Source organism: Paenibacillus sp. GCM10027626 (genome assembly GCF_042676285.1).
GTDB lineage: Bacteria > Bacillota > Bacilli > Paenibacillales > Paenibacillaceae > Paenibacillus_Z.
This window is the reverse complement of the sequence record NZ_JBHTHC010000016.1, coordinates 151,977-165,553: the sequence shown is the minus strand read 5'-3', so window position 1 is coordinate 165,553 and position 13,577 is coordinate 151,977. Positions and strand designations below refer to the sequence as shown.

Below are 13,577 nucleotides of genomic sequence, written 5' to 3'. Positions count from 1 at the left end.
TTAATCTTCAACCTGGCTAGGGTGACTGACAATTATATTCTTGGTTTACCGGATGTAGGAGAGGTAAGGACGATGGCTTATAGAGAATAAAATACTGGTGAGATAGAGCACATGGTAATGGAGACAAATAGCCATAACGTACTGAAGTGGAAGCGTACATGGAAATGGAAGTTATCTAAATGAGAAAAATAAATCATAAACATGCTAAGTATGTTGTTTACACGACTATTTTCATATTTATTGCATTTTTCTTTTTTGTAAACAACAATTGGATGAAACGAATATATTTAATGGCTTTAGCAGGCGTGCTTCTCATAATTATGAAATTTGTACCAAAAAAATATGCTGGTTTTGCCTTAATAAGTACCTTTATTGTATTTAAGGTTATAGATGAGTTCATCATCACACAAGAATAATTGCTGCAAACCACACCATGAGAGATTACTCCATGTGGTTTTCTTGTCACAAGCACCCAAACAGCAAAGAGACCGCCTATTTATTTTAAACATCCTTCAAATCAATAACCCTCAATTTCTAAAGCCTTAGATATGCGGCTTACAATTGGCCAATTCACTAAGCGCTGCATGAGGCGTATACAATTGGAAATGATTGTAGCCGCGCCTGTACGTCATGAAGATGACAAGAGGAGCGGCTTCGCTTGGTTAAGAAAGTTTTTCATAACTGCTTTTTAAGAGGACTTAAATCTCTTTTGAACTCTTCACCTGTGTACTCTCTTCCTTCTAGTATATAGGGTTCAATGAACTTAAAGGCATCTCGGAGGGTTCTGACGTCATAATTGTTGGTACGATTCTTTCTATTATTTGGGTCATAATGATGGTGATGAGGTTCTGTTTCGACTTTGTACCTCTCAGGTGTGTCAGGAGAATCGTGAGGATCATTACCCCAAGATGTAATGTGACTGAATTGAATTCCTGCTTTAGGGACAATTTGTTTCCATTGATAATCATATCTGACGACATAACCCGCATCGTCATATTTTTCATACACCCGCAGGCCTGTAATTCCATGAATCGGATGCTCCCGTAAGGGGAAAACGACTTCTAATCTTTTTACGTTCTGTATATAGCTAGAGAATATAGACTCGCGATCTTTAAATTTATCGTAGGTTGCTAACAAATGTCCAAACTCGTCGAGGATATCCTGAATGTCAGCAGGGTATAGAGGGGGATTATTATTTTCACTCAAATTATTTGATCCCCCCGGCTATTCTCAAAATTTCTTCCATTTCTTTTTCTAAATCTGTCCACCGATAATAATCGGTTGGATCGTCCATCTCATCCCCATTAAACTCAGAAAAAGCCTCTTTACTGGTTCTCTTTTGATATTTTAATTGCAACTCCGCGATCTCTTGATAAATTTCAGCTAGTCGCTCTGAAGGAGTTTGACGAAGACGTTTTTTCTTTTGCGCGATCATTTGCATCAGTATGCCATAGATAGGATCACGCAGCAATTCAACAGCGTGCTTAGGGATTTTGTGTTGGGATCCGTTTTCTAAGCATTCGAGTCCTTGTTTAACATATTTATTTAATGTTACAGTTGAAATCCCTAGGGCATCGGCTGCTTCACTTGGCTTAAGTAAATAAGATTTGGGATAATTGAATTCTATATGCTCGCCGCCAAGCTCGTAGTACCAAATCTCAAAGTCAGTTTTTAATTTACCGAAGTCAATATCACTGGCGGGAAGCTCCATTGAACGTAGGCGTTCAAGCCATTTAAATAGATTTTTTTTGTGTTTAGGCGAGAAAAGATAATCAGTAGTGAACGTAAATTCATCATTTGAAATCGTGATGCCCGTTAGTTTATCAGGAAACAAGGTTGAAATAGCGGCGAGAAGTTTATTAAAAATATAATCTGTTTCTTTTTCGATAACGATTTGATTGCGATGCTCGAAAGCACGTTCGATTTGTTCATGTGAGTAATCATAAATTGCTTTACTCATTTTTATCATCTCCTTCATTACCCCCATTCTATATAAAAGTTAACGTTTTTTCAATATCGATAATTAATATTATATGAAAATCGTTAACGTAATATACGTGAAAAATTGGGTTAACATCTTTAATGTGGGCATTGCGGCGTGGCGAAGAGGACCTGAGCGGACCCTAGATCCGTTATCTGTGAACAAAAGTGCCAAAACGGAGGGTCGCGGACCTTAGTTCCGTTATTGGCCTTAAATCGCCGCGAAAACCCGGCAAAACCTGCATATAACGGATCGTGTGTCCGCGAAGCTCCGAATGAGCCGGCTTTCGACAAAATAGTGGATCGTATGTCCGCATGCCTCAAATCAGCCGCTTGATGCAAGCAGAATCGCGCGCGGCGGAGCGGGCTGAACATATGCCAAAAAAAAGGAGCAGAACCATGAGTTCCGCTCCATTTTTGTACCTCGATAAGCTTGCCGCAAACAATTACTGCAAAACATAGCCGTGCAATTGTTGGCGAACTTCCCGGCAGAGTGTTTCTTCGTCGATCATGTCGGACCAATATTTTTTGAGCAGGCTGCGCAGCGTGTAGAAATGCACATCGGATAGCCCGAGATCCCGCTGTACCCGGGAGGGCCGGAGATGCTCCCGGAACATGGCAAAATGCGGCGGACGGTTGAGAGATTTGTTGTCCTGTCCGGCCTGCTCGGCGATCGGCTTGCAGGCCGGAATGCTCAGCGTAAGCTCCCGGATTTTCTGCTGCGCCCTGCGGGATGCGAAATAGCGCAGCAGCAAATTTGCCGCGTGCTTGTTTTGGGAATTGGCGTTCACAGCCAAGCCTACGATAATCATAAGCGTTGCCGGGCAATCCGAGTAGGGGATCGGAGCGACGTCAAATTGAATATTCGTATGCTTGAATTCGCTCATGTTCATATAGCTTGAAAAAATAATAGAGACGCGGTCCTCGAGAAACAATTGATTGACATCGTCATTGCTTTCCACCAAATAGCCGGGAAAAATTCGCCGGTTGTTCACCAACTGCTTGACCCGTCTTATATTATCCAGCAGCTTGGTTCCCTCCAGCTCGCACTCCTCACCCTCGCCGTCGTTTGCGGCCCGAAAAGACATGCCGCTCTGCAGCATGAACAGGGGCCAGCGGTTCTCGGACAACAGGTGGAAATAAAGCCCGTGGCGGCGGCCAGGGATGGCTAGCTCCTCCGCCGAGCGGACGACGTCATCCCATTCCCAGCTGCTGTCGGGCTCCGGAAGTCCCGTTTTCCGGAAATGCTCCTTGTTGTAGCAAAGCACCAACGGCGAGAAGACAATCGGCTGCACATACAGGTTGTCCTGATAAGTGAAAGCCCTGTTCAAGAACGGATAAAATTCCGGCTGCGGACTTAGCGGATCGAGCAGCTCCAGGCAATTGCTATCGACAAATTCCCCGAAATACATCGGGTTTAGCGTCAATACGTCTACAATCCCGTTCTCCAGATAGTTTTTGAAGGTATTAATAAAATGTTTCCCGGCTGTCGGATGTCCAGGCGACAAGGTGACGGTATTGACTTGAATCGTCGGAAACTGGGCATGAAAGTCGGCGAGCAGCTGTTGAAGCGCAAAATCGCGTTCGATAGACGGGCTGCAGCCCAACGTCAGCACGATTTTTTCTTTCGAGCCGGTACCCGTTACTTTATTCCCGACGCGGTTAATTTTGACAATCAGCCCTTCGTCTACAAGCGTATCAAGGCCTTTTCGCACGGACTTGTTGCTTAATTGATGCTGCTCGGCGAGCTTGATTTCCGGCGGTAAGAAAGAGCCCGGCGGATACAGGCCGTTCAGGATGTCTTCACGCAGCTTGTGGACGAAGATATCCAACCGTTCCTGGAACGACTTCCTTTGAGGAGTTGTTGACATCGTATATTTCCCCTCTTCTTCGTACATCAATTTAAAATTGTGATGCACGAGCAGTATAAATTAAATGACTTGAAAGTGCCATATCTGATGTATTTTAACTGAGTGTACGTAGTGTACATTAAAAGATTGACACCCAAACGAACTTGTTTGTATGATGGAATTGTTTGACGGTACATCAATTAACATTTGTGATGTACAATCTGATTTCTATTGTACACTACCAATGTATGGATTAACAAGGGGGGGTGTCCACTTCGAAACAGAGAACATTTTCGCAAAGCATACTTAGCTTTACAAATCTATCTTTTGGCGAAGTATTGTCAACGCTTACATTGAAACCAACGGGGAGGTTATGGAATGAGAAGGAATAAAGGTGTTGTTTACACGGGACTGCTGGCTGCCGTAGTGGCGGCGTCAAGTTTGGCGGGGTGCTCGGGCAAAGGGGAGGAAAAGGGTCAAAATACACCGCCTCCCGCTCCGAAAGATACTTCACAATCGACTTCATCGGAAACGCCGGAAACGAAACCGATTACATTGAATTGGCTCACCTATCAGTATGGGCCGGTTGATGAGAATGCAGAAAGCAAAAAGCTGCTCGAGGAAAAATTCAACGTAAAGTTTAACATCTGGTACCTGGACGTTACGAAACGGGAAGAGTTGCTCGGAACGAAGATGGCCGGCGGTGAATTCCCCGATTTTATGACCGTATACAACGGAGCCGATCTGGCCAAGTTTATCGATCAGGAGATCGCCGTCACGTATACCGAAGAGGAACTGAACCAATATATGCCCAATTACAAAGCGCTTGTAGACAAGTACAATCCGGAATCCTGGACCTATGCAAAACGAAACGGGGAGTATATGGGCATTCCGAGCTTGAATACGGACGGGGTATACGGTTGGGCCGTTGCATGGAGAAAGGATTGGCTCGATAAAGTCGGCATAACGAAAGTTCCGGAAACGTTGGATGAACTGATCGAGGCCATGAGGAAGTTCCGCAACGACGATCCGGACGGCAATGGCAAGAAGGATACTTATGGCATGTCCAAAACAGGCATGCAGCAAGTGTACGGCGCATTTGGAATTTATCCGGAATACTGGACGGAGCGCGACGGCCAGATCGTATGGAGCGGCATTACGCCGGAGGCGAAAAAAGCGCTCGAGGTGCTGCGCCAGATGAAGAAGGACGATCTGATCAGTCCGGAGTGGGTGCTCCCGGACGGCGAGAATCAAGGCGGATATTGGGCGATTTCTCATGACTTTGTGAACGGCAAAATCGGTCTTTCCAGCCACGGCGCTTATTACCACTGGGCTCCTGCAGATCAGGCCAAAAATTTCCCGGGCGGCGATAACACGAAGATGCTTGCGGAGACGAATCCGAATGCGGTTATCGCTTATGGCAAGCCGGTGAAAGGCCCCGACGGCAAAGCCGGCGTTCCGGCTCCCGGTATGACCGGATCCACTTACATGGCATTCGGCCAGGGGGCGAAGGATCCGGAAGTGAAGCACCGCATCATGCAAATCTGGGACACGGTTTATAGCGATTACGATCTGTTTATGAAGGTGAAATTCGGTACGCTCGACCAAACCTATGTCATGAACGGCCTGATGCCGAAGATGAAGGACGAATACAGCAAAAATGAGGATCAGGCAAAGCTTGGCTTGCATATCACCTTCTCGCCTTTCGCCAACCCGGATTTTATAGCCAAGTGGCAGGATCCCGAAGAGCAGGCCAAAACAAAAGAGCTGTTCCTGTATCCGGAGGGGTCGATTTCGAACGCGGTCAAAGCCCCGCTTCCATCCGAGTCCAAATACTACAACAATTTGGTCAAGTTCCAGCAAGATACGTTTACGGCAATTATTAATGGCGATAAACCGCTTGATGAATTCGACAAGTTCGTTGAGCAGTGGAAGCAAGACGGCGGCGATCAGTTGACGAAGGAAGCGAACGAGTGGCTGCAATCCTTGAAATAAGCCGAGGTTGAGGAGGAGATGTGGGAGCATGTACGCAACAGAGATAAAGAGAACGCCTCCGCAGACGTCAAGAATGAAAAATTGGTTAAAGTCCTACTGGAGAAACCGTTACCTTTTTTATATGTTGTTTCCCTGTTTACTGTTCTTTTTTATCTTTAAATATTTGCCTATGTATGGGATCGTGCTGGCCTTCAAGGATTACAAGATCGTCCATGGCATTTTCGGCAGTCCCTGGAACGGAACCGATAATTTCCATGAGTTGTTCGCGGGCCGGGACTTTCCCAGGGCGTTCCGCAATACGCTCATCATTGGCTTCTATAAGCTGATTTTCGGTTTCCCGGCACCGATTCTGCTGGCGATTTTGTTGAACGAGCTGCGGCTGTTATTTTTCAAAAGAATCGTTCAGACTTTAAGTTATTTGCCGTATTTTTTATCATGGGTTGTGCTGGCCGGCGTATTTATGGAAATTTTCTCTCCCACTCGCGGGGTAGTGAACTATTTGATTTCCAGTTTGGGGGCCGATCCGATCTTTTTCTTCGGCGACAGGGACTGGTTCCGGACGCTGCTCGTCAGCACCGAAGTATGGAAAAACGTAGGCTGGGGCTCGATTATATATTTGGCCGCCCTCACGGGCATCGATCCGTCGATGTACGAGGCAGCCGTTGTGGACGGCGCGAGCCGGTGGAAGCAGATGATCCATGTGACGCTGCCGTCCCTTCTCCCAGTCATTACGATCATGTTTATCCTTGCGGTAGGCGGCATCATAACGGACGATTTCGACCAAATATTCAACTTCTACAACTCATCTGTGTACGAAGTCGGCGACGTTCTCAGCACCTACACTTACCGGATCGGCATCGGCGAGATGGAATATGGATTGGCGACAGCTGCAGGATTGTTCACTACAGTTATTGCCTTGACTTTAATTCTCGTGACCAACTTCATAGTCAAGCGGTTCAATGATTACGGAATCTGGTAAGGAGTAAAATTATGTCCACGACAATCGGAAGAAAATCGGCCGGAGAGAGAATATTTGACATCTGTAATGTTGTATTTCTTTCTGTATTCGCATTTACGGCGCTATACCCGTTCATTAACATTATCGTCGTTTCGTTCAGTACGCCGGCTGCCGCCAACCAGTACGGACTGAAGCTGTGGCCGCAGGAAACGACGCTGGAGGCTTATAAGATTGTTTTCTCGAACAAACTGATCTGGACCGGCTATTACAATACGATCTTTCGGGCGGTAGTCGGGACGGCTCTGAACGTTCTGTTCAGCGTGCTTTGCGCTTACCCGCTGTCGAAAAAATATTTGCCGAACCGGAATTTTTATACGTCCATTATCGTTTTTACGATGTTTTTCAGCGGCGGTCTCATTCCGAACTACTTGCTGATCAAGGAGCTGGGGCTGCTCGATAATCGCTTCGCCCTCATATTGCCGGGCCTGATCGCCGGGTTCACGATGATTATCGTGCGGAACTTCTTCATGGCTTTGCCGGAAGAGATTGAGGAATCGGCCAAATTGGATGGCGCTACGGATATCCGCATCTTGTTCAGCATCGTTCTTCCGGTTTCAATGCCCATTATCGCTACGATTTCCCTGTGGTATGCGGTCGCCCATTGGAATGCCTGGTTCGATTCGCTGCTGTATATCAGCAGTCCGGAGAAGACGGTACTTGGCAACGTGCTGCGAAAAATAATTATCGAAGGCTCGCCGCAGTTTCAGCAGTATGATACGTACGATCCGTCAAAAGCAACTACGCTGGTCACTCCGGATATTATCCGGGCGGCAACGATTATGGTGGCGACGACGCCGATTCTGCTTGTGTATCCTTTCATCCAGAAATATTTTGTCAAAGGCGTCATGATCGGCTCCCTAAAGGGATAGGAGGATTGTTGAATGGAAGTAAAACCGCAGCGTGGCCTGTATTTCACGGAAAGCCATATTCGTCTTGCGCGAAGGAATATGGAGCTGTTCCCTTGGGCGCTCCGAACGTATGAGACGTGGAAGGAACAGTGCGACCGGTTTCTGGAAGAGCTGAGCGAGCAGCAGGTGCGCGAATGCGTGCTGGGGATGAAGGGAGAGGCGTTCGCTTACGGCATCTCCGGATGCCCGGCCTGCGGCACCGCGTTCCCGCTGGACCCGGAAAAGCAGCGCGGCATGTTCTCGGCCATCGGGGAGCTCCCCGCCAAGAAGCTGACATGCCCGGCCTGCAGCATGACGATGCCGAACGAGTTATTTCCCGATGCCGGCCAAGGGCTGGAAATCGGCCCGAAAGCTTATTATTTGATCGGGATGTGGAACTTCTATTACGGGGGCGAGCTGCTCGGCGGCGTAAGAAATCATGAGGGGCTTGTGACGAAACTTACCTACCTTTATATGCTGGACGGCGATATTCGCTATGCTCGAAGGGCGATCGTCATTCTTGACGCCTTTGCCGCCGTTAATCCGGGTTCGATCGGGCCGAGGGATTTTACGGCATTCGGCAGCGGCTTCGAAATCGGCCGTTTGCATTTGCTGACCAGCATCGTTCACCGGATCAAAGTGTTTCTGGCTCACGACTACGATTGGCTGGGCGGGCTGAATGAGCTTCTGGACGTTCCTTCACCGGCGCTCGCGCGTTTGGGGGCGCCCGGGACGGTTCGGGAAAATCTCGAAGCGATGCTGAACGACTACATGCTGACCGAGCCGGGAGGCCCGTATTACGATTTGCGGGACGGCAACCTGACCAATCTGCAAAATCACGAATCCGACGGCGTGCGCGCGATGCTGGCGGTCGGGCTGGCGCTCGGCAACGAAGATTACTGCAAATGGGGGCGCGAAGCGGTAGAAGCTTATTTCTACAATGCGATCGGCCGGGACGGCAAGTATTATGAAGGCTCGTACGGCTATTCCCTGTTTACCGGAACGGTGTTTCTCGATGTTGCCCTGCTGGCGATGCGGGCCTCGACGAAGGAGCAGCTGGAAGCTTTTCACCCATTCGGATGCGACCGGTTTTTCCGGTTTGCGGTGGAAAATCCGCTGGAAATGTTGTGTCATGGGCATTTGCCCTCTTATGGCGATTGGGGAAGGGACAGCGCGGTTGGAACGTCCGCCGATCCCGGACTGTTGTCGGAGGCGTACAGAGCGGCGCTCTATTTCTATCAATTTGCCCCGTCGGAGCAATTGCGCGAGAAGGCACGTGCCAGCATGGTCAAGCTTTATCCGGCGGTGAAGGATCGTCTCGGAAACCGGGGAGTCGATTTGTTCTTCCGGCATCCGGAAGAAGCCGCCGGCTTGGAAGCTGGCGCTTACGATCTCCCGAAGCACAACACGGTCATGGGGCAAGCCGGTATCGGCATTCTCCGCGGAACGGATGATGCGACGGTGCTCATGCGTCTGGGAGCCAATCTGACCCATGCCCACGACGATGTGCTCGCCTGCCAGTTTTACGATTGCGGCAAGGAGATTTCAGCGGATATCGGCTATGGAATATACGGTACGAATTCACACTACGGCTGGGGCACCAAAGCGATCGCCCATAATACGGTGACGGTCAATTTCGATTCCGGCCTGAAAGCGGGGCAGCTCTTCAAGCCGTTTGCCGGCGGCGAGTTCACCTTCATCCGTCAGGAGGCTCTTGTCAGAGCGATGGAAGGCCGCACGCCCAAGCTTTACGGCATTGAAGATTACCGGCGCATGCTGGCCATTGCTTCATTAAACAGCGGCCGGTCATACACGGTCGATTTCTTCCATGTGCAGGGAGCGGAAACGGCGGATTATGCGTTTCATGCTTTTCATGAGCCGAGTGAGCTTCGGCTTACGGGAGCGGAAGCGGCAGACGCAAACCATTGGACGCTGGCGGGAGTCGATTCGCAGCAGAAGCTTTACTACGACGAGCCGGGTCTAAGCTTCGGCGAGCGGCTGACAACGGGAGAGACGTTCTCCGAGCTTCTTGAAGATGAAGAACCGAGGCTGTGGACGCCGGAATGCAACAACGGATACGGCTATGTGTACGGCGTAAAGGAGTTCGCGCCCAGCGGGCGATTCGTGGAAGCGCGATGGACGGCGGAAAGCGGAACCGAACTGACCTGGTTCGGGCTCAGCGCCGAGGGCGACCGCTTTTTTACAGGGCTTTGCCCGAGTCTAGACGGGGCGGAGAAGCATCCGATGCTCGTGCAGCGAAGCAGGCAAGGGACGAAGACGTATGCCGCCGTGTGGTATGCCGCGGAAGCCGGCGCTGCAGAAGACGCGCGACGCGTTATCCGGGTCAGTGAAATTGCGGCAGCAGGAGAGGCAGTCATTGCACTCGCAGTAGAGCTGGCCGACGGCTGCACGGATTATTGGGTGTACAGCCCGATCCAACAAACGATCACCGCCAGCGTGCGCGGCCAGGAATGGAAGATCCGCGGCCGGTGCGCGTGGATGCGGCTGGATGCCGGCGGCAATGTCGCGGAAAGCTCCTGTTTATGCGCCGAGACGATGCAGTACGGGCAGACGGAAATCATCGGGAACTCCAAGTGTTGGGAGAATATTGTTGCAGTCGACGAAAGCGCCCCTGCGGTCTGGGTTCGGGACGGCGGGGAAACTCCGGATGCCGGGAGCGGGTACGCGAGAGTGCGGTGCCCCGGCGGGGACAATTCTTCCTTGTATCCGGTTCAGCAAGTTTCGCGGGAGGGCAGCTTGCTGAAGGTTGTATTGCGGGACTCCATCGTTCTCTCCAAAGGGGTTGTCTGTGATATTGCCGGTGATCTCATTCATACATCGTATCCGCTGCCGCTTGGAGCCGAGGCGATGGATGGCGCCGAATCGCCGTTTTGCGGGAAATGGATCAAGGGGGAGCGGGGCGGACGGGCTGAAATCATCGCTATTCCGGAACTGAAGCGGATTCGGGCGAAAATAACGGCGCCTTTTGCGAAGGGAGAGCCGTTTGACATTCTGGACATTCAGCCGGGGTGCGAGCTTGCATTCGTGTAAAAAGTGATCCCAATCTTTTTTATCGAAGGAGGATGATAGAAATGAAAGCAATGGATCGACGGCTCAAGGTGCTTGTTCTTTGTCTGCTCACCGCTATTTTCAGCAGCATTCTCTCGGCTGGCGCTTACGCGAACGAGGATGAAGGGGGGCGCGCGGTGAGCGGAGATTTGGACGGTTTGGTGAATTTGGCGCTAAATAAGCCGGTAACGATTGCCCAGCCAGATGAAGTGTTCGACAAAATCGCAGGGATCGGTGCATATGCAAAAGAAACGACCGATTTAACGAAAGGATGGATGCTGACGGACGGCAAATACGGCAACCTGGACAATTGGGAAGATACGGCCGATTGGTTTGTCTTCTACCGTAAATTGCAGCGCGAGGTTGTTGTGGATCTTGAAGAGATCGATACGGTCAACAGCGTGCAAATCGGTTTCGGTCAAACGAACGGCGTCGGGATCGTGCCGCCGCTCAATGTCAGATATTATGTATCGAACGACGGAACGGATTACCGGTATATCGGTGTGGCCGAGCCGGATACACCGCTGTTTTTTGCCGATACGGCCGGCAACTCCATGCATCGTAAAGTCTATAAGCTGGATAAGTATTTGGACGGTTCAAGCCTGAATGTGCAAGCGAGATTCGTCAAGCTTGTTTTTGTCATCAATACGTTCGGTTGGGCGGATGAAATTGAAGTAATGGGGCAAAAAGGAATTGCCGAAGGAGCGGTTATTCCGCCGGCCGTTCATGACGGCCTCCATTACGACGGGCTGCCGGCCCCGGGAACGCCCGAATCGGCTAATATCGAAGACCAGTTCCTCTGGTATTCAGGGCCGATGAGCGAAGCCAACAAAGCGTTCACGGACTGGACGAAAGAAAAAGCGCTGGCCATGTTGGGTTATCTTGACGTGCAAGGCAATATTAAGGACTGGTTTTTTGACGATCTGCTGGCCCTTCCGGTCATGGCAATGATCACGCCTTCCGGCCTGGACGGCAACGGCGCTGCAAAATTCGTAACCAAGCAGGATTTGCTTGCTTATCTCGATTTTATTTTCCAGGATGAGACGCAGTTCGGAGCGATCGACTGGGCTGCCGGGGAGATCAATGCCAAGCTTGGCACGAATAAAAAAGTCAGAATCAACATGTCGATTCCATGGATCATCAGCAGTTCCGATTTTGGCGATATTGTTGGCGACGGGAGCAAGCTGAGCACCAACTTCGCCGATTTTGCCGATCAGGTGGCCGATCCTCAATCGAGAGAAGGCAAATTCGAGATGCATCGCCTCGCGCTTGAGAACAAGAAACTCGCCTTCAAATGGTATATCGATGAAGTCATTAAGCGCTTTGAGCAAGCGGGCTATAAAAATTTAACCTTGGACAGCTTCTACTGGATGCATGAGCGAATTCTTGAAGCAGAAGGGGAAGTCGATGCGATTAGGTCCACGGCCGAATACTTGAAGAGCAAGAACTACTTTTTCACCTGGATTCCTTATATCGGACCAAGCTCGCCTTACGTATGGAGGGATCTTGGATTTACCGCGGCTTCGATTCAGCCCAGTTTCGCTTTCAACGCGAGTAAAAAGGCTATTTTCCCCGAAATGGCCAAGCTGGCGAAAAAAGTCGGGGCGTCTATTGAAATTGAATACGACGACTACCGGACGTTGGCGCAATATTTGAATTACGGTTTATCTTTGGGCTATATGAATACTTCCAATACTTATTATATGGCCGCGATGCCAATCGTCGATGGCGCCTATGCATACAGCCCGCTCGACCCGAAGAAGGTTCCGGATTCGGTGGCGGCAATTCGGCGCAACGTGTACGATCGGGTGTACGAGTACAAGAAAGGCGAATACCAGCGCAGGTTTACGGCCAGTCTCGTTATGGATATTGCAGATAAGAGCAAAATCGCCGCGACTGTGAAGCTGCCTTTGGCCGATCGCTATGTCGATGGCGCGCTTGAAGTCGTCTACGACGCCGCCAAGGTGGACTATTCAGGTTTTACGGTGCCGTCCGCTTCCAAAGCGGCAGTAACCGTAGATACGGCAACGCCGGGGGTTGCCAAAATCCGGTTCTCGGTTGCCGATCCGAAGGATGCATTTTTTGCCGATCTTATGGAGAAACGCAACCCGCTGTTGGGCGCTCCCGAGCTGGTTACGCTCAATTTTGCGAAAAAGACCGGCATCGAGGACAGCGCGGTCACAGGCAGAGATTTTGTCATTAACGCAAACGGCTCGATGACGGATGCAGACGGGAATGTCTACCTGAACTTTACCTCCAGCGATATCGTACCGGGTACGGAAGCGGAGCGGTACGCATCGGCAAGCGCCGCCGTCGTGAAGGCGGAAGCGACCTTCTTGCCTGCCGATGTGCAAGCGGCAAGGGCTTTGGTGAACGCCCTCCCGGACGGCATGAATAAGGCGCTGCTCCTGAAAAGGCTCGGGGCGCTTGCTTTGCCGATCGAACTGGTGAAAACGAGCCCGGAAACGTCGTTCAACTTGGGCGAAGAGGCGAAAGTGACGGTCAAAGCGACGGCGAAAAGCGCTTCCTCGGCCCAGATGACGCTCATTATGGGGCTATACGACAAAGCAGCCGATAAGCTGGTTTCTTTCAATGCGATTACCCAAGCGATAGAGAGCGGGAAATCCGTTGAGGTTACCGGCATGATCAAGCTGCCCGAATCCGGCCAATATGAAGTGAGATGTTTCGTTTGGGACAGTATGGAGGGAATGAACCCGCTTGCGGAGCCGATTCTAATCGCAGTAAAAGATAAAAAATAACAAGGAGGCAAAGGCAAAG

General features: G+C 50.2%; 8 protein-coding genes. 5 read left to right on the top strand and 3 right to left on the bottom strand.

The features are described from left to right. Positions 1-675: 675 nt before the first annotated feature. The 3 genes from ACFQ0N_RS26555 to ACFQ0N_RS26545 form a co-directional block, all read right to left on the bottom strand. Positions 676-1,206 (bottom strand): toxin-antitoxin system TumE family protein, encoded by a 531-nt coding sequence (locus ACFQ0N_RS26555; RefSeq protein ID WP_379332043.1) that lies wholly within the window; start codon positions 1,204-1,206, stop codon positions 676-678. Position 1,207: 1 nt separating this feature from the next. Further along, complete coding sequence (locus ACFQ0N_RS26550; protein ID WP_379332041.1) at positions 1,208-1,960, bottom strand: MerR family transcriptional regulator; 753 nt, start codon at positions 1,958-1,960, stop codon at positions 1,208-1,210. Between the two features lie 466 nt (positions 1,961-2,426). Then, a complete protein-coding gene (locus ACFQ0N_RS26545) occupies positions 2,427-3,851 on the bottom strand; it encodes an extracellular solute-binding protein (protein WP_379332039.1) in 1,425 nt (474 codons plus the stop codon). A gap of 357 nt (positions 3,852-4,208) precedes the next feature. Between ACFQ0N_RS26545 and ACFQ0N_RS26540 the strand changes: the two genes are divergently transcribed. The 5 genes from ACFQ0N_RS26540 to ACFQ0N_RS26520 are packed head-to-tail and all read left to right on the top strand — an operon-like array spanning position 4,209 to position 13,558. Continuing rightward, entirely contained in the window at positions 4,209-5,825 is a 1,617-nt protein-coding gene (locus tag ACFQ0N_RS26540) for a type 2 periplasmic-binding domain-containing protein (RefSeq protein WP_379332037.1), read from the top strand. 28 nt (positions 5,826-5,853) lie between these two features. Further along, on the top strand, positions 5,854-6,804 hold the full coding sequence (locus ACFQ0N_RS26535) for an ABC transporter permease (protein ID WP_379332035.1): 951 nt from the start codon (positions 5,854-5,856) through the stop codon (positions 6,802-6,804). Positions 6,805-6,815: 11 nt separating this feature from the next. Beyond that, positions 6,816-7,712, top strand: a complete 897-nt coding sequence (locus tag ACFQ0N_RS26530; RefSeq protein WP_379332033.1) for a carbohydrate ABC transporter permease — start codon at positions 6,816-6,818, stop codon at positions 7,710-7,712. A 12-nt stretch (positions 7,713-7,724) separates the two neighbouring features. Then, positions 7,725-10,781 carry a heparinase II/III domain-containing protein gene (locus tag ACFQ0N_RS26525; protein WP_379332031.1) on the top strand — a complete coding sequence of 1,019 codons (3,057 nt, stop codon included), beginning with the start codon at positions 7,725-7,727 and terminating at the stop codon, positions 10,779-10,781. Between the two features lie 41 nt (positions 10,782-10,822). Beyond that, entirely contained in the window at positions 10,823-13,558 is a 2,736-nt protein-coding gene (locus ACFQ0N_RS26520; protein WP_379332029.1) for a DUF4855 domain-containing protein, read from the top strand. Positions 13,559-13,577 lie beyond the last annotated feature (19 nt).